The 24,507-nt window shown below is 60.4% G+C and carries 25 protein-coding genes; 11 read left to right on the top strand and 14 right to left on the bottom strand.

The annotated features are described in order from the left end of the window. The first annotated feature begins 307 nt into the window (after positions 1 to 307). The 4 genes from EI77_RS17755 to EI77_RS17740 all read left to right on the top strand — a co-directional run bounded on the left by EI77_RS17755 (position 308) and on the right by EI77_RS17740 (position 4,699). Positions 308 to 1,282, top strand: coding sequence for a Gfo/Idh/MocA family protein (locus EI77_RS17755; protein ID WP_133796639.1), 975 nt, complete (start codon positions 308 to 310; stop codon positions 1,280 to 1,282). 146 nt (positions 1,283 to 1,428) lie between these two features. After that, positions 1,429 to 3,045 (top strand): Do family serine endopeptidase, encoded by a 1,617-nt coding sequence (locus EI77_RS17750; protein WP_133796638.1) that lies wholly within the window; start codon positions 1,429 to 1,431, stop codon positions 3,043 to 3,045. A 97-nt stretch (positions 3,046 to 3,142) separates the two neighbouring features. After that, the gene (locus EI77_RS17745) at positions 3,143 to 3,511 is read left to right on the top strand and encodes an ATP-dependent Clp protease adaptor ClpS (RefSeq protein WP_208300400.1); all 369 of its coding nucleotides are present in this window, start codon (positions 3,143 to 3,145) and stop codon (positions 3,509 to 3,511) included. Between the two features lie 39 nt (positions 3,512 to 3,550). After that, complete coding sequence (locus EI77_RS17740; protein ID WP_133796637.1) at positions 3,551 to 4,699, top strand: alpha/beta hydrolase fold domain-containing protein; 1,149 nt, start codon at positions 3,551 to 3,553, stop codon at positions 4,697 to 4,699. Between the two features lie 104 nt (positions 4,700 to 4,803). Here EI77_RS17740 and EI77_RS17735 read toward each other — a convergent pair whose 3' ends face one another. The 9 genes from EI77_RS17735 to argB all read right to left on the bottom strand — a co-directional run bounded on the left by EI77_RS17735 (position 4,804) and on the right by argB (position 12,574). Continuing rightward, positions 4,804 to 5,385, bottom strand: coding sequence for a thioredoxin family protein (locus EI77_RS17735; protein ID WP_133796636.1), 582 nt, complete (start codon positions 5,383 to 5,385; stop codon positions 4,804 to 4,806). A 38-nt stretch (positions 5,386 to 5,423) separates the two neighbouring features. Further along, positions 5,424 to 6,734, bottom strand: a complete 1,311-nt coding sequence (locus EI77_RS17730) for a CCA tRNA nucleotidyltransferase (protein ID WP_133796635.1) — start codon at positions 6,732 to 6,734, stop codon at positions 5,424 to 5,426. After that, on the bottom strand, positions 6,734 to 7,288 hold the full coding sequence (locus tag EI77_RS17725; protein WP_133796634.1) for a hypothetical protein: 555 nt from the start codon (positions 7,286 to 7,288) through the stop codon (positions 6,734 to 6,736). Before EI77_RS17725 ends, EI77_RS17730 begins: the two co-directional genes overlap by 1 nt. A gap of 132 nt (positions 7,289 to 7,420) precedes the next feature. Continuing rightward, complete coding sequence (locus EI77_RS17720; protein ID WP_133796633.1) at positions 7,421 to 8,080, bottom strand: DUF4339 domain-containing protein; 660 nt, start codon at positions 8,078 to 8,080, stop codon at positions 7,421 to 7,423. A gap of 135 nt (positions 8,081 to 8,215) precedes the next feature. Further along, positions 8,216 to 8,833 carry a GYF domain-containing protein gene (locus tag EI77_RS17715; protein ID WP_133796632.1) on the bottom strand — a complete coding sequence of 206 codons (618 nt, stop codon included), beginning with the start codon at positions 8,831 to 8,833 and terminating at the stop codon, positions 8,216 to 8,218. Positions 8,834 to 8,855: 22 nt separating this feature from the next. Further along, positions 8,856 to 9,308, bottom strand: a complete 453-nt coding sequence (locus EI77_RS17710) for an acyl-CoA thioesterase (protein WP_133796631.1) — start codon at positions 9,306 to 9,308, stop codon at positions 8,856 to 8,858. A gap of 42 nt (positions 9,309 to 9,350) precedes the next feature. Then, positions 9,351 to 10,250: an ornithine carbamoyltransferase gene (gene argF, locus EI77_RS17705; protein WP_133796630.1), complete on the bottom strand. Its 900-nt coding sequence runs from the start codon at positions 10,248 to 10,250 to the stop codon at positions 9,351 to 9,353. Between the two features lie 80 nt (positions 10,251 to 10,330). Beyond that, positions 10,331 to 11,623 (bottom strand): aspartate aminotransferase family protein, encoded by a 1,293-nt coding sequence (locus EI77_RS17700; RefSeq protein WP_243838917.1) that lies wholly within the window; start codon positions 11,621 to 11,623, stop codon positions 10,331 to 10,333. 66 nt (positions 11,624 to 11,689) lie between these two features. Continuing rightward, complete coding sequence (gene argB / locus EI77_RS17695; RefSeq protein ID WP_243838916.1) at positions 11,690 to 12,574, bottom strand: acetylglutamate kinase; 885 nt, start codon at positions 12,572 to 12,574, stop codon at positions 11,690 to 11,692. Positions 12,575 to 12,691: 117 nt separating this feature from the next. Between argB and EI77_RS17690 the strand changes: the two genes are divergently transcribed. Beyond that, positions 12,692 to 12,937 carry a hypothetical protein gene (locus tag EI77_RS17690; RefSeq protein WP_133796629.1) on the top strand — a complete coding sequence of 82 codons (246 nt, stop codon included), beginning with the start codon at positions 12,692 to 12,694 and terminating at the stop codon, positions 12,935 to 12,937. A gap of 13 nt (positions 12,938 to 12,950) precedes the next feature. Here EI77_RS17690 and EI77_RS17685 read toward each other — a convergent pair whose 3' ends face one another. Further along, positions 12,951 to 13,181: a hypothetical protein gene (locus EI77_RS17685; RefSeq protein WP_133796628.1), complete on the bottom strand. Its 231-nt coding sequence runs from the start codon at positions 13,179 to 13,181 to the stop codon at positions 12,951 to 12,953. A 7-nt stretch (positions 13,182 to 13,188) separates the two neighbouring features. On the opposite strand from EI77_RS17685, the gene EI77_RS24010 reads away from it, so the two are divergent. The 3 genes from EI77_RS24010 (at position 13,189) to EI77_RS23440 (ending at position 19,326) form a co-directional block, all read left to right on the top strand. Continuing rightward, positions 13,189 to 13,323 carry a hypothetical protein gene (locus tag EI77_RS24010; protein WP_279586921.1) on the top strand — a complete coding sequence of 45 codons (135 nt, stop codon included), beginning with the start codon at positions 13,189 to 13,191 and terminating at the stop codon, positions 13,321 to 13,323. A 223-nt stretch (positions 13,324 to 13,546) separates the two neighbouring features. Next, positions 13,547 to 19,186: a choice-of-anchor D domain-containing protein gene (locus tag EI77_RS17680; protein ID WP_133796627.1), complete on the top strand. Its 5,640-nt coding sequence runs from the start codon at positions 13,547 to 13,549 to the stop codon at positions 19,184 to 19,186. Beyond that, positions 19,183 to 19,326 carry a hypothetical protein gene (locus EI77_RS23440; protein ID WP_166647339.1) on the top strand — a complete coding sequence of 48 codons (144 nt, stop codon included), beginning with the start codon at positions 19,183 to 19,185 and terminating at the stop codon, positions 19,324 to 19,326. Before EI77_RS17680 ends, EI77_RS23440 begins: the two co-directional genes overlap by 4 nt. Positions 19,327 to 19,359: 33 nt before the next feature. Here EI77_RS23440 and EI77_RS17675 read toward each other — a convergent pair whose 3' ends face one another. Together EI77_RS17675 and EI77_RS17670 are read right to left on the bottom strand one after the other, a co-directional pair. Further along, the gene (locus tag EI77_RS17675) at positions 19,360 to 19,818 is read right to left on the bottom strand and encodes a hypothetical protein (protein ID WP_133796626.1); all 459 of its coding nucleotides are present in this window, start codon (positions 19,816 to 19,818) and stop codon (positions 19,360 to 19,362) included. A 52-nt stretch (positions 19,819 to 19,870) separates the two neighbouring features. Then, the gene (locus EI77_RS17670; protein WP_166647338.1) at positions 19,871 to 20,929 is read right to left on the bottom strand and encodes a metallophosphoesterase; all 1,059 of its coding nucleotides are present in this window, start codon (positions 20,927 to 20,929) and stop codon (positions 19,871 to 19,873) included. 157 nt (positions 20,930 to 21,086) lie between these two features. Here EI77_RS17670 and EI77_RS17665 point away from each other — a divergent pair, with 157 nt between their 5' ends. Genes EI77_RS17665 through EI77_RS17655 form a run of 3 tightly spaced genes read left to right on the top strand, consistent with a single transcriptional unit; the run spans position 21,087 to position 22,683 of the window. Then, positions 21,087 to 21,698, top strand: coding sequence for a L,D-transpeptidase (locus EI77_RS17665; protein ID WP_208300399.1), 612 nt, complete (start codon positions 21,087 to 21,089; stop codon positions 21,696 to 21,698). Between the two features lie 25 nt (positions 21,699 to 21,723). Beyond that, complete coding sequence (locus tag EI77_RS17660; protein WP_133796624.1) at positions 21,724 to 22,071, top strand: rhodanese-like domain-containing protein; 348 nt, start codon at positions 21,724 to 21,726, stop codon at positions 22,069 to 22,071. Positions 22,072 to 22,098: 27 nt separating this feature from the next. Beyond that, positions 22,099 to 22,683 (top strand): DUF1802 family protein, encoded by a 585-nt coding sequence (locus EI77_RS17655; RefSeq protein WP_166647337.1) that lies wholly within the window; start codon positions 22,099 to 22,101, stop codon positions 22,681 to 22,683. A 108-nt stretch (positions 22,684 to 22,791) separates the two neighbouring features. On the opposite strand, the gene EI77_RS17650 is transcribed toward EI77_RS17655, so the two are convergent. Together EI77_RS17650 and EI77_RS17645 are read right to left on the bottom strand one after the other, a co-directional pair. Next, positions 22,792 to 23,655 carry a sugar phosphate isomerase/epimerase family protein gene (locus EI77_RS17650; RefSeq protein ID WP_133796622.1) on the bottom strand — a complete coding sequence of 288 codons (864 nt, stop codon included), beginning with the start codon at positions 23,653 to 23,655 and terminating at the stop codon, positions 22,792 to 22,794. A 124-nt stretch (positions 23,656 to 23,779) separates the two neighbouring features. Further along, entirely contained in the window at positions 23,780 to 24,481 is a 702-nt protein-coding gene (locus tag EI77_RS17645) for a YARHG domain-containing protein (RefSeq protein ID WP_166647336.1), read from the bottom strand. Positions 24,482 to 24,507: the final 26 nt, after the last annotated feature.

Here is a 24,507-nt window from a genome sequence, read left to right as displayed (position 1 = left end):
GCGAGTGGGCGGGGGTTCTCGTGGTTTCGATACCTCTCAAACCCCACGCCCTGGTGGGCGCAGCTACGTGTGGCTTCTCGCGCCAGCGAGTGGGTGGGGGTTCTCCTGGCTTCGATACTTCCCAAACCTCCACGCCCTGGCGGGCGCAGCTACATTGAGCCCCACGCCCTGGCGGGCGCAGCTACATTGACCTCCACGCCCTGGTGGGCGCAGCTACGTGTGGCGCACCCTGCGGATTGTGACGGATGTCTATGCGGATGTCATGAGTCGGAAAGGCGGGGGCGGGGTGGGCGTATTGTGAGGCTCCATGATGCGCTCCTTCTTTTTTCTTGTGGCCGGCCTGCTGGCGGTTTCGCCGGTTTCAGCTCAAAACATCCGTGCCGGGATCATCGGCCTGGATACGTCCCATGTGCTGGCTTTTTCTAAAACGCTGAATGCGGATCCGCAGAAGCCGGAGGTGATGGGGGTGAGAATGGTGGCGGCCTACCCACAAGGATCGAAAGACATCGAGAGCAGCACGAAGCGGGTGCCTGAATACACGGAGAAGGTGAAGGCGATGGGGGTGGAGATCGTGACGAGCATTGAGGCGCTGCTGGAGAAGGTGGATGTGGTGTTCCTGGAGACGAATGACGGGCGTCCGCATCTGGAGCAACTGCTGCCGTGCCTGAAGGCGGGGAAGCCGGTGTATATTGACAAGCCCATCGCGGGGACGCTGGTGGATGCGATCAAGATCTTTGATGAGGCGGAGAAGGCGGGGGTGCCGGTGTTTTCATCGTCGTCACTGCGTTTCGGCAAGGATACCCAGGAGGTGCGCGGGGGCAGCATCGGGCGGGTGATGCAGGCGGAGACTTTTAGCCCGGCATCCCTGGAGGTGACGCACCCGGATCTTTTCTGGTATGGCATCCATGGGGTGGAGAGTCTGTTTACGGTGATGGGCAAGGGCTGTGTTTCGGTGAAGCGTGGCCTAACAGAGGATGGTAAAATCAAGGTGGTGGGCACATGGGAGGGCGGGCGCACGGGCACTTTCACCGAGGGCAAGGGCTATGGCGGCAAGGCGGTGGGCGAAAAGGGGGAGGCGGCGGTGGGGTCCTCCGCCGGGTATGATCCGCTGCTGGTTTCCATCGTGCATTTCTTTCGCACGGGGGTGGCTCCGGTGAGCGCGCAGGAAACGCTGGAGATTTATGCGTTTATGGAGGCGGCGGATGAGAGCAAACGCCAGGGCGGTGCGGAGGTGACGCTGAAGTCTGTGATGGACAAGGCGCGGGCTGAAGCGGTAAAGTGAGGGAATCGCGGGTCGATCTTTCCTGGGAGGAGGGGCGGCTAAACGTCGCAGAGGAGCGTTTTTGTGTGTACAATAGTTTTCAACAATCGCTCAACGTTTCCGTCATAGGTTCTGCGCAGTTACGCATTTTGAATCCTTATTCCAACATGAAAACAACCACACGACTGACCCATATCCTGACCGCAGCGGGGCTGCTGACGCTATCCGTCAGCCCTGGCTTTGCGGACATCAAATCTCCGCCGAAGCTAGCCGCGGGCGAGTTTCATTCCCGGCTGCTGACGGATGCCACGCCCCTGCCGGATGGTGGCCAACTGCAAATGAGCTATGCAACGGTGGTGGAAAAGATCCTGCCGAGCGTGGTGACCATCTTTGCCTATGGTGGGAAAGGGGAGGAGACGCCGGAGATTGAAGACATCCCGCCGCAGTTGCGCCCTTTCTTTTACCGGTTCTTCGGTGAGGATGGCATTCCTGATACTGAGGATGACCAGCCACGCGGTGGACAGCGCGGAGGTGGCAATGGCCGCCGCAATGCGCCAGAGCCAGAGGCCCCCCTGAAGCCTAACGGTGTGGGATCGGGTTTCATCGTTTCGACAGATGGCTATATCATGACGAACAACCACGTGGTGGGTGAGGCGGACAAGATCGAAGCGGTGGTGGAGATCAATGGTGTGACCCGCACGTATGTGGCGAAGGTGATCGGCACGGATCCGCTGACGGATGTGGCGTTGATCAAGATTGATGCGACAGGCCTGCCGCAGGCAACGCTGGGTGACAGTGACAAGCTGCGCGTGGGAGACATCGTGCTGGCGGCGGGTGCGCCGATGGAGCTGAACCGATCTGTGACGCAGGGCATCGTGAGTGCGCTGGGCCGCAGCGGCATGAACATCGTGCGCCGTGGCCGCACGGCGGGGTATGAGGACTTCATCCAGACGGATGCGTCTATCAATCCGGGGAATTCCGGTGGACCGCTGGTGGATGCACTGGGGCGTGTGGTGGGCATCAATACGGCCATCCTTTCACGCTCCGGCATGAATGCGGGCATCGGCTTTGCCATTCCGGTGAACATGGCGATGCGCATCGTGGAGGACCTGATCGACAACGGTTCTGTGCGTCGTGGATTCCTGGGCATCGAGCTGGAAGATCTGGACCGTGAGAAGGCAGAAATGTTTGGCCTGCAGGACCAGGGCGGTGCGCTGGTGCGCCGGGTGACGGACAACTCCCCTGCGAAAGAAGCCGGAGTGGAAGTGGGTGATGTGGTGACGGCGCTGGACGGTCTGCGTGTGGACGGCAGTGCGAAGCTGCGCCTCATCGTGAGTGCCCGCAAGCCGGGCACGGAAGTGACGATGACGGTGCTGCGTGATGGGCAGAGCATGCCGATCAAGGCCAAGCTGGGTGAGCTGCCAGGCTCCGGCCCGGTGGCGCAGACGGAGGAGAGTAGCAATGGATTTGGACGCGGTGGGGTGACTGGCCAGAACATGGCTGAAATCCTGCCTGGGGTGACGGTGCAGAACCTGACCCCGGCGACCCGGGAGCGCTATGACGTGCCCCAGGAAATCACGGGCGTGATCGTGACGAAACTGGATACGGAAAGCAAGGCAGCGGCCATGGGCATGGAGGAGGGGGATGTGATCATGAATGTGAACAAGAACCCGGTCCGTGCGGTGGGTGAGGCCCGCGAAATGGCGAAGACGAACGAGAAAACCATCCTGCTGAAGGTCTATCGTGCCGGTGATACGATGCTGTTCATGGTGAACAAGAACTGATCCGCCAGCATTTGACCAAGGCCCGTGTCCCTGTGTGGGGCACGGGCTTTGTTGTGGTGGGGGTTGAGAAACGGTGCATCTGGTGCATGGTAAGGATGTGGAAGAAACTCTTCAGATCCGTTGTTTTCGCGCGGCAGCCCCTGTGATGCCGGAGCGGCCGCGTACAGCCCCTGCCCAGCCGCAGATGCTGCCGGACCTGGAGCCGCCGTATCACGTGATCCTGCACAATGATGACACGCACACGTATGCGTATGTGATCGAGATGATGATGGCCATCTTTGGCTATGATGAGAAGAAGGGTTACCGGATCGCCTGCGAGGTGGATGAGAGTGACCGGGTGATCGTGGTGACTTGCCACAAGGAACTGGCGGAGCTGCGGGTGGAGCAAATCCACGAATACGGGGCGGACCCGCGCATGAAGGAAAGCGTGGGGTCGATGAAGGCCTCCATGGAGCCTGCGGAATAAGGTGAAACTTTTCGCCGGGGGGTGAGTTTATGCGGGACCATGAAGTCTGCATTGCTATTCCCGTGTCTATTTTCTCTCGCGCTGAATGCCTCGGCCCAACAAGTGGCTCCGGCGGAGCGGCTGGCGCGAATCTTTACCCAGATGGATGCGAACCAGGATGGCAAGCTGGGAAAAGAAGAGCTGCCGGAGCGGATGCGGGGTAACTTTGACCGGGTGGATGCGGACAAGGATGGATTCATCTCCAAGGAGGAGCATCAGGCCATCGCAGCAGGGCGCGGGAAACCGGAGCGTCCGGCAGCAGGAAAAAGACCTTTGCCTGCGGGTGTGGAGGCAAAGCTGGACCTGGCTTATGCGGGCACGGACAATCCACGGCAGAAGCTGGACCTGTATCTGCCGAAGGAGCGGAAGGGAGAAAAGCCGCTGCCGGTCATCGTTTACATTCATGGGGGTGGCTGGCGCAATGGGGACAAGAGCGGGGGCATCGGCGGGCTAGGCCGCTTTGTGACCACTGGTGTATACGCAGGGGTGTCTGTGGGATACCGGCTGACGGGGGAGTCCCAGTGGCCCACGCAGATCCATGACTGCAAGGCGGCGATCCGGTGGATCAAGGCGCACGCGGCAGAGTATGGGCTGGATGCGACGAAGATCGGCGTCTGGGGGACCTCCGCTGGCGGGCACCTAGTGTCCATGCTGGGCACAAGCGGGGATGTGAAGGAGCTGGAAGGCAGCCTGGGCCAGCACCTGGACCAGGACAGCAAGGTGACCTGCGTGGCGAACTACTACGGGCCGGAAAACTTCCTGACGATGATCCAGCAGAAAAGCACGATCAACCGTACCCAGGGTGGCGACTACCCGGAGGCGCTGCTGCTGGGTGGGCCGGTGCCGGAGCGTGAAGCTGTGGCCAAAGAGGCATCCCCGGTGACGCATGCCAGCGCGGGTGACGCACCCTTTTTCACTGCGCATGGGACGAAGGATCCTGTGGTGCCTTTTGCCCAGGGGCAGGAGATTCATGCGGCGCTGACCCAGGCGGGTGTGCCTTCCATCCTGCAAGAGATGACCGGGGGCGGTCACGGCTTTCGCAGTGAGGTGCTGGACCAGCGGCTGAAGCAGTTCTTCGACCTGCATCTGCGCGGGGTGGAATCGAAGATCGAATCCACGCCGATTGAGGTGACGGAGGTGAAGAAGTAGGAGGTGATGCGTTGGGGGGCAATGAGGCGGAAACCCTATCCACATCACATCAGAGTTCGATGAGCCCCTCTCCCCAATCCCTGGGGCGAGGGAGCGGTCTAGTCTTATTTGAAATGATCCGGCTCGTTGCCGGGCTTCCACTTGATGTTGCAGCCGGTGCTGGGGCGCTGGGTGGAAAGGGGGGCTTCACCTGCCAGCATGGCGCGCACGGCTTCACGGAGGTCATCCCCGGTGATGGGGGTGGTATTCTTGGGACGGGAGCTGTCGAACTGGCCGCAGTAGGCCAGCTTCAGCTCGCCATCGAAGAGGTAAAAATCCGGGGTGCAGGCGGCGACGTAGGCGTGGGCCACGCTTTGGTCAGAATCGTAGAGGTAGGGGAGCTGCCAGTCGTATTGGGCGGAAAAGGCGAGCATCTTGTCCGGAGCATCGGCGGGGTATTTTTCGATGTCGTTGGAATTGATGGCGACGACGCCGATGCCCTGGGTATCCAGCTCTTTGGCAAAGGCGCTGAGGGCTGAAGCGAGGTGGATGACGAAGGGGCAGTGATTGCAGACAAACATCACCAGCAGGCCACGTGGGCCGCGCACATCATCCAGGGTGAAGGTCTGACCGGTGGCATCGGGGAGTTCGAACTCGGGGGCGATGCTGCCAAGGGGAAGGATGCGGGTGGAGGGGACTTCGGCCATAAAAAGGAAAGGATGCGTGGTGGAATGTTAGGGAAGGATCACGGGCTGCAATTCGCCTGGATCCAGGCCAGGGCTTCCTCGCGGGTGGTGACGAGGCCTTCGAGCTGGGCGTTTTGGACGGCGATGAGGGCGGCCCCCATGACCTTGCCGGGCTGCCAGCCGAGGTCGATGAGATCGCGGCCGTTGATGAGTGTCTGAGGAATGAGAGGTGCTTGCGAGAACTCCTCCGCCTTTTCCTTCATGAACTCGTAATTGTCCAACAATCCGTTAGACCCGAGGCAGTCCACACGGTGCAGCGCCATCTCATCCTCCCAAGTAGGCCGGGCCATCATGCGCTTGAGGGTGCTGTTGCGCATTTTTTTGACGTCCTTGAAAGCCATGTGGTGCTCCACGGCCACCTGGGTAGGCTCGATGACGTCATTGGGAAATTTCAGCCTGCGCAGGATGTCGCCTGTCATTTCCGCGCCCAGTTTGTCATGGCCATTGAAGCGAATGCGGCCAGTGCCCTCATCCACGGTGAAGGTTGCGGGCTTGGCGATGTCATGCAGGAGCACGCTGAGGACCAGCGGCAGGGAAACCTGCTCCGGCAGGAGGCTGAGCATGAGGCGGGTGTGGATGAAGACATCCCCCTCTGGGTGCCACTGCGGGGGCTGCTCCACGCCTTTGAGGACGAGGATCTCCGGCAGGACACCCTGCATGAGGCCGCTGTCCACCAGGAGGTCAAAGCCGCGCAGGCGGTTGGGATGCAGGAAGATTTTCACCAGTTCATCGCGGATGCGCTCGGCACTGACGGTGGTGATGGCCTGGGCGTGATCACAGACGGCCTGCCAGGTGGCGGGCTCGATTTCAAAATCCAGCACGGTGGCAAAACGGATGGCCCGGAGCAGGCGCAGGCGGTCTTCGGCAAAGCGGCGTGAGGGATCTCCAATGGCACGCAGTAGCCGGGCATCCAGGTCCTTTTGACCATCTACATAATCAATGATGCGATCTTCCACAGGATCGCGGAAGAGGCCGTTGATGGTGAAATCCCGGCGCTGGGCATCCTCCTCCGCGGTGGCAAAGGTGACGCTTTCCGGCCTGCGGCCATCCTTATAACTGCCATCGGTGCGGAAGGTGGCGACCTCGATCTGGTGGCCGTCCCGCTTGACGATGACGACGCCGAAATGGGCACCGACGGTGAGTGCGCCGGGAAAGAGGGCGATGACCTGCTGCGGCGTGGCGCTGGTGGCTACATCGTAGTCCTTGGGATCCTTGCCTAACAGGAAGTCACGCACACAGCCGCCCGCCAGGAGGGCCTGGTGGCCATGGTCCCGCAGGGTGCGGATGACGTGGGTGGCTGCTTGCAGCATCAGTGCTTGGCGGCGACGCCTGGGGCCTTGGCAGCCGGGCGGTTGGTAGGGGCAAATTTGGCCACCATGAAGGCTCCACAAGCGGCCAGCAGGATGCCGACGACGAACTGCCAGGGCAGGGATTTCACCCCACCGGCAGGCGGATGCAGGAGCATGGCCACGACGGTATTCACGACAGGCGCACCGGCAAAGACGATGGGCATGACGGCGGCCGGGGCGGCACCTTTATAGATGGCGGCGGCGGCACCGAGGGCGAGAACGAGCGTGAAGGCACCGAGGGCACCGGCGACGCCGGCGATGAAGCTCCAGGTCATGCCGCTGCCGGTGAAGCTCCAGTTCGTGCCGCGCTGCCAGAGCACGAGCACCGGGCCGAGCACGGCGACGACGAAATAGGCGATGCCGACGAACAAAAAGGCTTTCAGGCTGGCATTGCCGGTCTCTGGCCCAGGCAGGGTGCCATCCGGCATGAGGCCACGGCCTTTGTGAAGAATGATTCCATAAACGCCCCAGGAGAGCACAGTGAGCAGGGCGAAGATGAGCCAGTTGGGAAGCATGGTGGATTTGGGGGTTGAGGGATTCACGTCGGTGGGAAACGTTGGAGGCGGCTTATGTGGATCAAAAACCTTCATGAACCAAGTTATTCTTGGTTCTGAGCCTGAAGTGTAAGGCGGGTGAGGTGATCCGAATCAACGGAGGAAACGCAATTGCGTATAAACCAGGAACCCGGCGGCAATGAGGAGTGGAATCCAGACACAGGCGGCGATGAAAGCGATGATCTTGCCGCTGGGGTCGAGGCTTTGTTCACTGGCAAATCCTTCCTGGCAGACGGCGCAGAGAATGCTCATGGGGATCAGGACCGGGGGCAGGATGAAAAGGAAGAGGCTCCAGTACGGATTGATGCCGATGTTTTGCAGCCGCAGGAAGATAGAGGAAAACACCAGGAGAGCAAAACCAATGAGGATGTGGGTGCTGTATTTGCTGATGAGGATGTGGCCAGGGTCGTTTTTCATGAGGGTATAGCCCAGCCCCGCAAGGATGATGAAAAAGAAGGTGATGACGATGTAGCTAAGGCGGCTGATGCCCCCATGACTGCTATTGTTGTAAATGGTCAGGGACCTGCGCGTGGGGCGCACAAGGCGGATGATGCCACCGGGCGCAGGGGGGGCAGGAGGGGTCTCCTTGGCCAGGTTGGGGATGGTGCTGTGGATGGTCTGCCAGCCGGGCATGCCCTCACGCCAGCAGATGTCGGTGGTCTGGATCTGATCCGCATTGAGCAGGGCCTGCAACTGGGCCAGGGTATAAGGACCTTGTTGCTTACCGTTGGGGGCGACGTAGTAAGGGTTCATGCAGCGGGCTTCAGGAGATGCGTCTGCTGCTTCAAATGGACTGTTTGCACCGCCTGTCAATTCTTAGGTGATGGAATGGAGAAATAACCAGGAGCCATTCCTGGTTATTTCGCGGGTCATGATGGGGTGCCGAGCCTAGGCATTCCTGAGCAACATGACAATGCCTACCAACATCAAGGCCATGAGGATGCCAAAGATCCAGGCAACGATAACACCTGCCTTATCCATTTTACCCGTTTCCACATAGCCTTCCTGAAAGGCCAGACAGCGGAAGGCGATGAAAAAATTGGCAATGGGGACGATGCTGAGCAGGCACCACCAGGGATTCATGCCGATGTTTTTCAGGCGCTGATAAACAATGACCAGGGAGGCGACAATGATGAAGGCCAAGGCCACCAGGGTCCCGGCGACGCTGTCCTTCAGGGCGGCGGAAGCAATGGCGTTGAAGACACCGACCAGAAAGCTGGTGCCGAAGTAAGCGAGGCGGCCGATGCCCCCGTAACTGCCTTTGAGAGAAGGAGCCGAAGTCGTCAAGACGGCCTGGGGCGGGGCGTAGGGATTGAAGGTATCCGATGGGACGACGTAATCGGCCAGGGAGGGGATGGCGGAATGGATGGGCTGCCAGGCGGGCATGCCCTCCTGCCAGCAGAGATCACTGGGCTTGATCTTGCCAGTATTCATCATGACCTCGATCTGGGCGAGCCCGTAAGGTCCCTGCTGCTGGCCATTGATTGCGACGAAATAGGTATCCATGAGAGCGGGAGAGGGAGTGAGATCAGACGGGGGCGAGCAGCTCGGGTGGAGCGGCGGTGATGCGGGAGCGAATACGATCCGGGATGGTGACGGCTTTCATTTTGCCTGTTGCAGGATCTCTGCGCACACAGGCGGCGACGAGTTTTCCTTCAGCACTCAGTGCGCCATCCTGCTTCCAAAAACGGACGAGGTAACGGAGGGTCTTGGGCCGCACTTCCTCCACAAGGAGCTCCATGGTGAATTCCTCCTCAAAAACAAGCGGTGCGCGGAAGTCGCAGGAGACATGCACCCGCGGCCAGCCCACACGCTCATCCACGGGAATCTCGGCGGATTTGTCCCAGATGGACATGCCTAGAGCGCGGAAGAAATCATGCTCCACACGCTCTATGTAACGGAAGAAATTGGAGAAATGGACAATGCCCGCCATGTCCGTATCGGCGAACTGGACGCGGTCGGTGAGGGTGTGGCGGTGCATGGGACAGTGCTCGGTTCTCAGGCCACCGAGGTCAACGAGGGATTACTTCCGGGCCAGGGCAACGAGGACGGCTTTCTGCGCATGCAGGCGGTTTTCGGCTTGGTCAAAGATGACGCTGGCCTGGGCTTCGAGGACTTCTTCGGTGATCTCTTTGCCGCGATAGGCGGGCAGGCAATGCATGACGATGGCGTCGCTTTTGGCGTGTTTCAAAAGATCGCTGTTAATTTGCCAGGGGCGCAGGGTTTCGATGCGGCCGGCGGCTTCCTCTTCCTTGCCCATGCTGACCCAGACGTCGGTGTAGATGGCATCGATGCCGTCCACGGAAGCTTTGGGATCATCGGTGATGGTGACGGTGTTTCCGGGGATCTGCGCCATGAAGCTGGCGGCAGGTTGAAACTCTTTGGGAGCGCCGATGACCAGCTCGAACCCGAGGCGGGCGCTGGCCCAGATCCAGGAGCGGGCGACGTTGCAATCGCCATCGCCGAGGAAGGCGACGCGCCGACCTTTCCAGGAGCCGAAGCGCTCGTTGATGGTCTGCAGGTCGGCCAGGATCTGGCAGGGGTGCTCGTCATCGGTGAGGGCATTGATGGTGGGGATGCCGCTGTATTCGGCGAAGTCCACGACATCCTGCTGGGCGAAGGTGCGGATGATGGCACCATCGATCATGCGGCCCATGACGCGGGCGGTATCCTTGATGGGCTCACCCCGGCCTAACTGAATGTCTGCCGAAGAGAGGAACATGACCTGGCCACCGAGCTCGCGGACGCCGACTTCGAAGCTGACGCGGGTGCGGGTGGAGGATTTGCTGAAAATGAGCGCCCAGTTCTGGCCCGCCAGCACCTGGGGGCAGGTTTTGCGGTTCTTCTTCAGAACGGCGGCCTGCTCGAGCAGGCTTTCGATCTCAGCGGCGCTGAGCTGCTCGATGGAAAGGAGATGTTTCATCTGTGGAGTTTTTGGACAGGATTGCAGGATTAACAGGAGGGGGAGTTGAAGGCTGAAGGGCTTCTTCCTGTAAATCCGGTCTAACTAAGGTTGCTTAAATCACTGAGGACCGTTTTAAAGATGGCCAGGGCCTCGGCGGCTTGGGCGTCGGTGAGGTTCATGGGGGGGAGCCAGCGGACGACTTTGGGTCCGGCGGGAACGACGAGGAGGCCGGCATCCAGCATGGCTTTGGCCACATAGATGGAGGCGATCTTGCCGGAGGTGCTGATGGCGGTTTTGGCCATGAGGGCGGCTTCAGCCAGCTCAAACCCGATCATCATGCCAAAGGCGCGGATGTCGGTGATGAGAGGCTGTTTCCAGGAGGCGACTTCACCTGCGATCTTGCGACCGAGGGTGGCGGAGTGCGCTGGAAGATTGTCCCGCAGGATCACATTCAGGGTGGCGAGACCGGCGGCGCAGGCCAAGGGGCTGCCGCCATAAGTGGTGCCATGGGTGCCGGGGCCGAGGAGGTCGCAGAGCTTCTGCGGGTGGGCCTCACCCAGGGGGCGGTCTTTGATCCAAAAGGAGCCGAGGGGGTAGCCGCTGCCGATGGACTTGGCCCAGCTAATGGCATCCGGCTGGATTTCATCCCCAGGGATGATGGAGCGCCAGCCGCAGGTTTCACCGGTGCGCCCGAGGCCGCACTGGACTTCATCCAGCAGCATGAGCAGATCGTGCTGCTGGCAGAGGGACTGGACGGTGCGCAGGAAATCCGGGGTAGCGGGATTGACGCCGCTTTCGCCCTGCATGGGTTCAAAGAGGATGGCGACGGTCCTTTCCGTGATGGCCTGCTTCAGGGCGGCGGCATCATTGAAGGGCACGTAAACAAAACCGGGCACGATGGGGCCGAAGCCACCATGGATTTTCTCCTGAGCCGTGGCGCTCATGGCACCAAAGGTACGGCCATGGAAACTGCCGGTGAAGGTGATGATCTCATAGCGCGGGCTGCCATCCGGCAGGGGCTTGGTGACGCCGTATTTGCGGGCCAGTTTGATCATGCCTTCATTGGCCTCAGCACCGCTGTTGCTAAAGAAACATTTCCCTGGAATGCGGACGATTTCCTCCACCAGGATACGGGCGAGCTGGGCCTGGCCTTTGATGCAGTACCAGTTGGAAACGTGGATGAGCTTGTGTGCCTGCGCGGCGATGGCATCGGCCACCTCCGGATGGGCATGGCCCAGCGGGCAGACAGCCACGCCACCGGCGAAGTCCACATACTTTTTGCCGTCGGTATCCCATAGGTACGGCCCTTCGCCGCGCTCTGGCCACAGGGGGAAACGCCCATAGTTAGGCATCACATACTGGTCCATCCAAGCCGGGTCGAAATCATTCAATCTGTCCATCGTGTATAATCCTGAAAAATTGGTTAGTCCTGTCCGCTGAGCTTTCAGCGGGGGCGATCAGAGGTGAATCTCTGTGCCGATCCCCACATCGGTGAAGATCTCCAAAATGAGTGCGTGAGGAATGCGCCCGTCAATGAGGTGCACCTTCCCCACGCCACCTCGGAGGGATTCCAGAGAGGAATCCACCTTGGGGATCATGCCGCCGCTGATGATGCCTTCTTTTTTCAGGCCTTCGATGGCCTCCGGGTTCAGGCTGGGGATAAGGGTGGTGTCATCCTTGGGGTCGCGCATGACGCCGCGCACATCACTGAGGAAGATGAGCTTGGTGGCCTTCAGGCGGGTGGCCAGGGCACAGGCGGCGAGGTCGGCATTGACGTTGAGGGTTTTGCCGCTGGCGGTTTCCCGTGCGACGGGGGAGACGACAGGGACGAATTCACCGGCCACGGCGGCTTGGATAAGGCCCAGCCTGCAATCACTGACCTCGCCGACCCAGCCGAGGTCGCCTTTCATCTTTTCGCCCGTGAAGACTTCAGTGCCGGGAACGCCGACGGCCTTGCCACCGAAGGCATTGATCTTGTTGACGATTTCAGGGTTGATGACGCGGGCGAGGGTCTGCTCGACGATTTTGATGGTCTCCTCATCGGTGACGCGCATGCCGTTGATGAACTTGGCCTCCAGGCCGCTGTCCTTCATGGCTTTGGAGATGGCCTTGCCACCGCCATGAACGATGACAGGATTGATGCCGACGGCTTCCAGGAAGACGACGTCTTTGAGGAAAGTATCCACCACCGTAGGGTCCTCCATGGCGCTGCCGCCGACCTTGATGAGAAAGGTGCACCCTCGAAAGCCTTGCATGTACGGCAGGGCTTCAAGGAGGACATCGGCTTTCTGGATCTGGGTCTCGTTCATCAGCAGGAGGGGAAAGGTGGGAAGGATAGGCACCCAGGCCCAGCGTCAAGCAAATGAACGGGAAATTTCTGAAAAAAATCTGCCATGTGTCCGACACCCCACAGGTGATTTTCACTCGTCAGGGCCAGAAAGCTCTGGTTGAATGAGGGAATGCTCGCCAAAGCCGCCCTGTTTCTGCTCAGCGCCCTCTGGGTGTTGCTGTGCATGAGATTTTATACCGTTATCGACCGGGAAAATGTGATGCAGCGCCGCCTGATCGCCATCGGTGCAGGGCTGGGTGCGGGCCTGATCTATGTGCTGGGCAGCATGATCATCACCCTTTTAAACACGCCGCTGCCGAGTGAACAGCAGCAGGAGATGAACCAGGCGCAGGATGTGCGGGTGCTGGGGAAGTGAGGCGTGGGCGCCCTCACATCACCACGCTGCCGTCGAGCTTTTTCACGAAGCGATGCAGCACGCCGCCGTCGAGACCGTGATGGGTGAAGGTGAGTGAATCCGGCTGAATCTGGAGGTGGGTGAAGCCATTGATGTCCAGGCCGTAGGGCATCTTGCGCTCGGTGTTGGTCAGCTTGCGGATGCGGGCACCGCCGCCGCCGGAGAGGATGAAGGAGGTGAATTTGCCCTCCAGCTCCAGGTGCATGTGCTGGATGATGAGTCCCGCCGTGGGTGGCTTAGCCGTTGTGTCCCCCTTCAGGGCGGCGATGAGGGCGCAGGTCTGCCTCCATCGTTTGTTTCAGGCCGACCTCGACCTCATGGGTGGCGCTGCCGTCGTCCAGGGCTAGCAGGGGTGTTCAGCACGTGGATGGCATTAATGCTCATAGGTAATGCCTGAACTGTATAGGTGAATAAACAAAATGTTTAGGGGAAAATCAACTTCAATTTTCTTAAACATGAGAACAGGGTGCGTGAAATAAATGGAACAGCGTTTGTTATGAGGGGACCTTCCTAGTAGGCAATTCGAATGCGAAAAAACCGGGCCCCTCGTCCTCACCTGCTTTTTCATTTATGATGATCCGTCTGCCTGTTTCCCATGTCATCTGTGGCCTGATGGTCACCCTGCTTTTCGCTGCCACGCAGATTCAGGCCGAGCCCGCCCAGGTGGCCGAGCAGACTCCCGTTGCGACGGGCAAGCCCCAACAGATGACCTCCCCTGACCAAGTGCCCGAGGGGCTGGGCAAGTCCGATTGGCAAAACATCCGCGCGGCGCACAAGGCCTGGGAGCACAGTTTCCTGCCCATGGAGGACGGCTGGCAGGCGCGGAATGGCGGCCAGCAGTGGATCACGCAGTTCGACGGGCGCGGATTTCTGGCGCGTCCGAAAGGGGCTGACTGGCAGTGGGGGCTGGAACTGCGCAGCTACGGCTTCGGGCGGCAGCAGCGGGCGGTCGCAGGCCGGCCTGCAGTGAAGGCGGAGGGGCAGCGCCTCAGCTACCAGTGGGATGCGGACGTGCAGGAGTGGTTCGTCAATGACGAGCGCGGTCTGGAGCATGGCTTCACCATGGCCCGCCGTCCTGAGGGCGCGGCGGCCGGGGCGGAGCTGGACGTGGTGCTGGGCACGCGCGGCACGCTGAAGGCCAGCGTGGCGGCGGATGCGCAGACCATTTATTTCCGCGATGCCGCAGGCGCTCCGGTGGTGACTTACGCCGGGCTGAAGGTCTGGGATGCGGACGGGCAGGTCCTGGCCTCGCATTTCCTTGCTGGGCCGGCGGGCGGCATCATCCTGCGGGTGCAGGAGGGCGCGGCGCGCTACCCCATCACCATCGACCCTATCGCCCAGCAGGCCTATGTGAAGCCCTCGTTAGAGAGCCTGGGGTATGCCGGCGTGGGTGACTGCTTTGGCTGGTCTGTGGCGGTGAGCGGGGACACGGTGGTGGTCGGGGCGAGGGAGGAGGACAGCAGCACGCCGGGGGTCAACGGCACGCCCAATGAGAATGCCAGCAATTCTGGAGCGGCGTATGTGTTTGTCCGCAGCGGCAGCACATGGAGCCAGCAGGCGTATCTGAAGGCGGCGCAGGTCACGATGAATGACCAGTTTGGCGATTCGGTGGCGGTGAGCGGGGACACGGTGGTGGTCGGGGCGTATCTGGAGGATGGCAGCACGCCGGGGATCAACGGCATGCCTGATGAGCTGGTCGGCAATTCTGGAGCGGCGTATGTGTTTGTGCGCAGCGGCACGGAGTGGAGCCAGCAGGCCTATCTGAAGGCGGCGCAGGTCACGGGCGGTGACTACTTTGGCGCTTCGGTGGCGGTGAGCGGGGACACGGTGGTGGTCGGGGCGACTCAGGAGGATAGCAGCACGCCGGGGGTCAACGGCACTCCCGATGAGAGTGCCAGCGCTTCTGGAGCGGCGTATGTGTTTGTGCGCAGCGGCACGGAGTGGAGCCAGCAGGCCTATCTGAAGGCGGCGCAGGTCACGGGCGATGACTACTTTGGCTTTTCGGTGGCGGTGAGCGGCGACACGGTGGTGGTCGGGGCGTATCAGGAGGACGGCAGCACGCCGGGGGTCAACGGCACGCCCAATGAGGGTGCCAGCGCTTCTGGAGCGGCGTATGTGTTTGTGCGCAGCGGCAGCACGTGGAGCCAGCAGGCCTATCTGAAGGCGGCGCAGGTCTCGGCCAGTGACCAGTTCGGCTTTTCGGTGGCGGTGAGCGGGGACACGGTGGTGGTCGGGGCGAGGGAGGAGGACAGCAGCACGCCGGGGGTCAACGGCACGCCTGATGAGAGTGCCAGCGCTTCTGGAGCGGCGTATGTGTTTGTGCGCAGCGGCACGGAGTGGAGCCAGCAGGCCTATCTGAAGGCGGCGCAGGTCACGGCCAGTGACTACTTTGGCTTTTCGGTGGCGGTGAGCGGGGACACGGTGGTGGTCGGGGCGTATCAGGAGGACGGCGGCACGCCGGGGATCAACGGCACGCCCAATGAGCTGGCCAGCGGTTCTGGAGCGGCTTATATTTTCACCGGCCTGGGCCCGGTGGCACCTGTACCTGCCGTGACCGGGGTGGACATCGCCAGCGGCAGCACCGCAGGCGGCACCACCGTGACGATCACCGGCACGGGCTTTACCGGGGCTACGGACGTGACCTTTGGCGGGGTGGCGGCGGTGATTTTTACAGTGGTCAATGACACCACGATCACGGCCACGGCTCCGGCCCATGAGGCAGGCCCGGTCAGCCTCCAGGTGACCACGTCCGGCGGCCAGTCTGTGGCGAACTCGCTCTACACGTATGTGGTGCCCGCCCCGACGGTGGCCCTGAACACCGGGGGCCTGATCCGCACTGCGACCACCCTGACCATCACCGGCACGAACTTTGACGCCGCGACGCCCGGGAACAACACCGTGGTTTTCAGCCCCGCAGGCTCCGGCACCGTGACGGCCTCCACGGCCACCTCTTTGACCGTGACCAGCCTCAGCGGCCTGAGGCCGGGTGCTTTGAACGCGGTGGTCACCACCCATGGCCTGAGCAGCCACCCGGCGGTGCAGGTGGCTACCGTCAGCAATTCGGCACCGACGGGCCTGGCACTGAGCCATACCACGCTGCATGAGAACTCGGCGGCCAACAGCACGGTGGGCACCTTGAACAGCACGGACCCGGATGGCCCTGAAACCTTCATTTACACACTGGTGACAGGCACGGGCAGCACGGACAATGAGGCCTTTAACATCTCCGGCGATGCGTTGCGGATCTCTGCCGTGCCCGACTATGAGACGAAGAGCAGCTACAGCGTGCGAGTGAGCACGACGGATTCAGGTGGCCTGACCTTTGAGCACAGCTTTACCATCACGATCACGAACTCGAATGAATCGCCGACGGCTTTGGCTCTGAGTGCTGACACGCTGCCTGAGAACTCGGCTCCCAACAGCACGGTGGGCACCTTGAGCAGCACGGACCCAGATGCGGGCGACACCTTTACCTACACGCTGGTGTCAGGGACAGGCGGCACGGACAATGCGGCCTTTAACATTTCCGGCAGTGCGTTGCGTTTCACTGACGTGCCCGACTATGAGACCCAGAGCAGTTACAGCGTGCGAGTGAGCACGATTGATTCCGGCGGCCTGATCTTTGAAAACAGCTTTACCATCACGATCACGGACGTGAATGATGCGCCGACGGCCCTGGCATTGAGCGGCAGCACGGTGTCTGAGAACAACTTGGCCAATGCCACGGTGGGCACGCTGAGTGCGACAGACCCCGATCCAGACTCAACACACACCTTTAGCCTCGTCGAAGGCACCGGGGACACGGACAACGACTCCTTCAGCATCGTCGACACGCAGTTGCGAATCTCAGTGAGCGCAGACTACGAAACGAAGAGCACCTACAGCATCCGTGTACAGGCCGATGACGGCGAGGGCGGTCTCCATGAGCAGGTCTTCACCCTCACAATTCTCGACGTGGCAGAGCCAGTGATCGCGATCCTGGGCAAGGACCAGCCCATCACCAATGGCGACACTACACCTGATGCGGCGGACGCGACCGACTTTGGCCGCGTGGCGCTGATCAACACGCCCGTGACTCACCTCTTCACCATCGCCAATGGCGGTGATGCTACGCTGAATCTCGCCAGCCCCGCCGTGGTCCTCAGCGGCCCCGGCGCGGCGGATTTTAAGGTGACGACGCCCCCCGCTGCCGCTGTGGCCGCGAGTGACCAGACAACCTTCGCCATCACCTTCGATCCCCTCCTACCGGGCCTCCGCACGGCAACGGTGACGGTGGCCAGTGATGATGGCGCGAACGGCATTTACAGCTTCACCATCACCGGCTTCGGTGGCCTGACCAAGCCGCTGGCCCAAACGATCACCTTTACTCCTCCGACGACGGTTTACCTCGGCCAGAGTCCGCTGAACCTGAGTGCCTATGCCAGCTCGGGGCTGCCGGTGACCCTGAGTGTGGTGCCCGTCGGGACCACCGCCGCAGGGGCCAGCTTCGCGGGGAATGTCCTGGGTTTTACCGGCATCGGCAAGGTGAAGGTGCAGGCCGTGCAGGCGGGGGACGGCAGTTATGCCGCCGCCAAGACCGTGGTGAAAACGATCACGGTGAAAGCGACGCCCGCAACGCTGACGTTGGTCGATCTCGCCCAGACCTACACGGGTACGCCGCGCGCCATCGGCACCCTGGGCGGCAGCGGCGAGGTGATGATCGAATACAAGATCGGCACAGTCTTTGGCAGCACCGCCCCGACGGCTGCGGGCAAATACAGTGTGAAGGCCACGGACAGCAGCGGCACGAAGACCGGCTCACTCACCATCAACAAGGCCCCGCTCTACGTGACGCCCGATGACAAGCGCAAGTTCGCCGGCCAAGAGAATCCCGAACTGACGGTCGTTTACAGCGGCTTCAGGGAATCGGACACGGTGGCGGTGTTTACCAAAACACCCGTGCTGAAAACGACGGCCAAGGCCACCAGTGGCGGTGGGCTCTACCTGATCACGGCCAGCGGCGGTGTTGCGTCTAACTACCTGTTTGTTTATCAGCAGGGCACGATGGTGGTGGAAAGTTTTGGCGGGAGTTATGAAGCACTGCTGGTGGATGCCGACGCTCTGCCCGTGGGCAAGCTGACGCTGACGGTGCCGCTCACCGGCCAGGCATTCACCGGCAAGCTCGCCACCGCCACGGAGACCGCCGCCTTGTCCCTGAAGGGCAGTCTGACGACCAACGTGGGCGACGAACTCGCGACCGGAACCTGCACCGTGATGAAGGGCAGCGTACCCTATGTCGTCAGCTTCACGCTGCCGATGCAGGGGGACATGCTCGTGACCGCCTCGCGCGCTGCCCAGCCCCTTGGCGGAGCCGTGACGGGCCGCAAGCTCCTGCTCCTACCCAAAGGCGGGAAGGTGCTCTACGGCGGTGCCCACACGGTCGTGCTGGAGCCCGCGCTGCCCGCAGCCGGAGACATCCCTGCAGGAGCCGGCTGGGCGAAATCGACCCTCAGCACCACGGGTGTGATGACCCTGGCGGGAAGGCTGGCGGATGGCACCGTCTTCACCACCTCCTTGGCCCCGGATGAGGACCCAGACCCTGGCTACCGCCTCTTTGTGCAGCCTTACAAATCACGCAGGGAGTCCAGCCTCGGCGGAGTCTTCACCCTGCTGCCGCACCCAACGCTGGCAAACCGCCGTTATGTCGAAGAGGCCGGCCTGATCTGGGAAAAGGAGGGCCTCGCTGCGGATGCCACGTATCGCGTCGGCTTCGGCCCGGTAACGACGGTGATGATGCTCGACCCCTGGCTGCTCCCGGTCGCCGCCAAGGGATCAACCCCGGCCATCACCCTAGCGGCACGGCTCGGCTTGACCGACGGCAGCTTTGGCGTGTGGCACAGCGACACAGGCAGCACGCTGAATGGCAATCTCCCCACCCGCGTCGGCTTGAGCCTCAAGAACGTCGTCAGCGTGCAACTTCCCGAGACCACGCCCGTGAACCCCACCAAGTGGAAAACCACGCTGGTGCCGACGACGGGTCTCTTCAGTGGCAGCTTCGAACTCGCCGACACGGGTGCAAAACCGCGTGTCGTGACCTTCATCGGAGTCCTACGCCAGCCTGCCACGGCACCCGATATCTTGATCGGCGACGGCCACTACCTGCTGCCCGCCCTGCCAAGTGCCCCGAGCCCCGAAAAAGTCTCAGGCGAAGTGAGGTTCACTCGCCCGTGACCGACCGGTCGCAGCGCGGTGGTGCGGGCCTGATCTATGTGCTAGGCAGCATGATCATCACCCTTTTAAACACCCCGCTGCCGAGTGAACGGCAGCAGGAGATGAACCAGGCGCAAGATGTGCGGGTGCTGGGGAGGTGAGGCGTGAGCACAATGTCTCTATCGGAAGGTCTCTCATGGCTCGCTGGAATCAGAACGAAGCACATCAAGAGTGCTGGTCCATTCAATCTGGGATGTGCCATTCTTGAAGGTTGAAGATCCGGCCAATGACGGAGGGGGCAGGAGGACGAGGGCGATCCAGCATCCCACAAACACGATAAGGGCCAAAAGACAGACCGATGCAATTTTAGGGTAGCAGGCAATCCTCACAGGAATAATTTTCAGCCACATTGAGCCGTGGGCAACACCTGTCACATAATTCACGGCTGCATGTAAGCTCTCAGATTCTTCACCAACGGGGCTGATATTGGAGGCCATCTGGATTTGATGATAGTGCTCTATCTCTGCCTTGGTCTTATTTTCGACACTATCAGGATGCAGGGACACATGCAGGAGACTGCTTCCAAAAGGTATCAGTATGAGGAGCAGGACGATCGTAACTAAAATGGAACTCAGAAGTCCGAGATCTTTCATGAGAGGTAGAACAGGAATGAGGAGAACGAGTTCTTATGGTGCTGGATCGCCCTCACATCACCACGCTGCCGTCGAGCTTTTTGGCAAAACGATGGAGGACGCCGCCGTCGAGACCGTGATGGGTGAAGGTGAGTGAATCCGGCTGAATCTGGAGGTGGGTGAAGCCATTGATGTCCAGGCCGTAGGGCATCTTGCGCTCGGTGTTGGTCAGCTTGCGGATGCGGGCACCGCCACCGCCGGAGAGGATGAAGGAGGTGAATTTGCCCTCCAGCTCCAGGTGCTGGAGGTCGTGGTCATGGCCGCAGAGGTAGGCGTGGACTTTTTGTTCCTGAAAGAGGTCTCCCCATTTTTCGATGAGGGGCTGGGTATCCCGGTGGCTGCCATTGGAATAAAGCGGGTGATGGCCGACGACGACGGTGAAGGGCGCGCGCGGTTTGGCGAGCTCGGCCTTGAGCCATTCGTGCTGCTTTTCCTCCTCCTTGGCGCTCATGTGCGTTTGCTTTTTGCCGGTTTTCCTGCTTTTGCCTCCGCTGATGGACTCGAAATTGGTGTCCACGGCGAGGAATGTGACCAGGGGTTTCGGGCTGCCGAGGTCCACGCGGTACCATTTTTCTGGCATGTGCCAGCGCACGCCTTTTTCTTTGGCATAGGCTAGCTGGACCTTTTCACCACCTTCGTTGTCGTGGTAGTCGTGATTGCCAAGGACGGCCCACTGCGGGCCGGGGAAAACGGAGACGGGATACATGTCTTCGATCTCGTCCTTCCAGCGCCGGGACTTGACGGTGAAGCTCTTTTTAGGCTCTTTCTTCTCCTGGGTCTTGTCCTTGTTTTTGATGCTCTTGCCGTCGGAGTTTTCAGTTTCCTCGTAGGTGGGGCCGTAAACATTGTCACCGATGAACCAAAGGCCGGCGGGTTTGATTTTTTGATCCGCCACGTATTTCTGCATGGCCTGGGCGACGTTTTTCTGGTCCTGCCCACCGGTGCCGAAATCCCCAATGGCGAGGAGGTGAATCGCTTCCGGCGCGACGGCGGCATAGGCCTGGTTGCGCAGGTTCAGGGACAGGGCAGCACTGGAGCAAAAAAGGGTCTGAAGGGCGCGACGGCGGTTCATGGGATTCATGTGAGGGGGGATAAAACGATGTGATCGTGCAAAAGATATCAGTGCTTGGGCGGGCATTCTGCGACGAGGAAGCATTGGACAGAAGGCCCTGGTTGATCCATGCTTTCAGGTTGTCACATCACACCTTTTTTCTCACGCTATTTATCCGATGACCCCCGCTGCTATTCGTTTGCTCGCCCTCGGTTGTTTGGCGGTGCTCCTCGCCTCCTGTGTTTCCCCGTCCGGCTCCTCAAGCGGTCAGACGCAGTATTTGGAGGCATTCGCTTCCAATACGGTGCCGCATTCGGCCCTGTATAACCAGGACATGGACTCCTACTGGGATGGTGACGGGATGTCCGGTGCACCGAGCATCGTGATCGATATCAGTGACCAGAAGGCTTATTTTTATAAAGGCAGCTCCCTGGCCGGGGTTTCGGCTCTATCCACCGGGGATGAGCGGCACCCGACGACGCTGGGCAAATTCAAGATCACGCAGAAGGACCAGTGGCATAAGTCCAACCTGTATGGAGACTTTGTGGACGCGGGCGGCAATGTGGTGGTGGCCAACGTGGATGTGACGAAGGACAAGGCACCTCCTGGAACACGATTCGAAGGTTCCAAGATGCATCATTTCATGCGCTTCGTGGGTGGCATCGGCATGCATGAGGGGTTCCTCCCTGGCTATCCGGCCTCCCATGGCTGCGTGCGTATGCCCCCGCACATGGCGGCGATTTTTTATAACAACGTGACCCAGGGCACCCCGGTCACTGTGCGGCCCTGATCCCAGCCACTAAGCCTTTCCTGCCATGCAGCCAGCGGAACTGCCCCTCGAAGTGAGTGTGGATGATACCCACTACCTCATGGACCGCCCTGGAGCGGTAAAACCGAGGCTGGTGGACTGCCGGGAAGAGGATGAATGGCAGATCTGCCGCATCCAGGGTGCGGAGCTGGTGCCGCTATCCCAGTTCGGCGAACTGGCAGCGCAGCGCTTTTCCGATCCGGCGGAGCACATCATCATTTACTGTCATCACGGGATGCGCAGTCAGCGGGCGGCGAATTGGTTGCGGCAGCATGGCTTCAAGCAGGCGCAGTCCATGCGCGGCGGCATCGATGTCTGGGCGGACCTGGTGGAGCCTGAAATGGCGCGCTATTGATGCGGCTGAATGTGAGCTTTTTTGATTTTGAAAACTGATCTACCTCTTTCGTCTGCGGGCTTCAAGGAATGGGCCTATGTGTGTGATTCCCTGGTGCAGGGCGTTCAGTCGCTGATCCTGCGCAAGGGTGGAATCCATGAAGGGCGGGGTGGCTTTGAATGGAAGCACCGGCAGTTTTTCCTGTTTCCCACCTGGTTTCATACCCAGTCGGAACGGCTGACTTGGTCGCCAGAAGGGGCCACGTCGTTTCCGCCTGAGGAAGAGCGGACGAGTGTGGACATCGACGGGTATGCCACCCTGGAACAGGTGTGGAAAGTCACGGACTGGGCACAGATGGAGGCCATCGCTCCGCTGCATATTTGGAAAGAGGAGATCGTGAAAGAGCGCTTCGTTTACGATGACGAAAGCTGCCTGCATGTGGCGCTGGTGCGTGCGTATAAGCTGCCGGAGCGTTGGAGCTTCCCGTATTCAAAAAGCTACGGTGGCTGCCGTTCCTGGGTGAACCTGCCTGAGGAAGGGCTGGCCCTGGCTGCCGCTGCCGTGCCTGCGATGAATGATGAGGCCTGGAATGAAACGGCTGGGAAACTGCGTGCCGTGCTGGGGGATTCGTGAGGCTTTTTGGAGAGGATTTCGTCATCGAGCTGCACAGGCCCACAAAAAAGGCAGGCCCCGTGGCCTGCCTTTGATCGTCTGAAGTACAGCTTATAAACGAGCTACTGTTTACGCCACGATGGGGTGCAGGTTGTCCTTGCACCACTCGCCGTTTTGCAGGGTCACACCATCGGGATCTTCCACGGCTACGTGGGCTTCATCTTCGCAGATGATCCAGCCTTCATAGTCGCGGGACACGAGCCATTCGGTGATCTTGTGGAAGTCCAGCTTGCCGGTGCCCATCTGTGCCCATGGCTCAGGACCGTCGCCGGAGAAGTCCTTGTAATGGATGTGGTTCACCAAGTGCTGCCACTTGTTCAGGGTCGCGATGACGTCCATTCCACCACGGATGATGTGACCCACATCGGGGGTCCAGCCGGTGACCTTGGGGTCCAGGCTGCTGAGCACCACATCGTAGTCTTCCTGCGTGCGCACGATGGACGCTGGGGGGCTGTTGGGATGGTAGGAGGCCTTGATGCCCAGATCCGCTGCACGCTTGGAGACGTTGTTGACGTTGCGGGCCACGTTCAGGCGGCGGCGTTGCAGGTCGTTCTTGCGGCCACTCGGCAGGGTCACGGTACCCAGCATGGCACCGGGGAAATGCTTCAGCAGGTTCAGGGTGAAATCTGCAGCTTCCTTTTCCGCAGGGGTTTCTTCTTCGGCATCCCAGGCGCAGACCAGGGCCAGGCCGGCCAGTTTCATGTTATACTTTTGCAGCGCATCCTTCAGGCGCACTGGATCGCAGAAATCCCCCAGCCAGTATTTGCCGCAGCCCAGGGCGCTTTCGGAGATTTCGAGCACCATTGGCTCAATGCCTGTGAAGCCCGCCTTCGAGGCGACTTCGATCATGTGGTCCAGTTTATTATCATAGCCCTTGCCGGTACCCTGCATGAACCAGGTATAGACCTGGGAGCCAAATTCGATTTTTGCCATAGGATGATGCTGTCGGTTAGTGGATTTGGAAGTCGTAAAAACGCACCCGTTTCCAGGCACGCGCGCTATAGGAAACGACGCGCCAGAGGATGTCCAGCATCGAATTTATTCGAATCTCAGGCACTTAGCGGCCGAATTTGTCATAGTACTCCGAGGAGTAACTTTCGTAGCGCTTGATCAAGGCGGCATTTTTGGCTTCCAAAGGGGTCAGCCGGTCGGCCACATCCAGGGCCACGGGCATATACCAGTCCACTTTGGCGAAGTGCTCCTGCATGTCCTGAATGATGAACGAGTAACCATGCCGGGCATAGATCTCATTGCGCATCAGCCGCAGCTCAGCCTGGGTCAGGTTTTCCACATCTTTCTCTTTGAGCACTCGGGAGGAAGCCTGGGCGTATTCCCCGGCTGACGGGTCATATTTAAACTTCCTCGCCTTTAGACTCAGGTCCACGGAAGGTTTCTTTTTGTCATTTGCATCCCAGCGGCCAGCCAGAGTTTTGTTGGTGGCATTGAAAGACAGGTTAAAGACCCCGTCCTCTGGATGATCCCCTGGCTCCTTGCCGATGAAAGAGATACCCTCCGCCACCGTCTGCCAGGAACCACTGAAAGCACGCTCATTGCCCGTAACCACGCTGTATCCCAAGACCGTCCGCCCGACGATTTTCTCAATGCTGACGGTGATCTTGTGAGGGCCGAACATGCCCACATAGGTTCCGATCGCAGCCGCTGCCTGGGTATCCGCAGTCTGTACATCGGCATTGTCTGGAGCCTGGGCAGATGCCGGGTTAGCGCATGTCAGTCCCAGCATTGCGGTCAGTATGATCAAATCAGATTGAAGGCTCCTCATGGTCC

This window comes from Prosthecobacter fusiformis, assembly GCF_004364345.1.
In the GTDB taxonomy this organism is placed as follows: Bacteria; Verrucomicrobiota; Verrucomicrobiia; order Verrucomicrobiales; family Verrucomicrobiaceae; genus Prosthecobacter; species Prosthecobacter fusiformis.
This window is presented reverse-complemented; position numbering and strand designations above follow the sequence as displayed.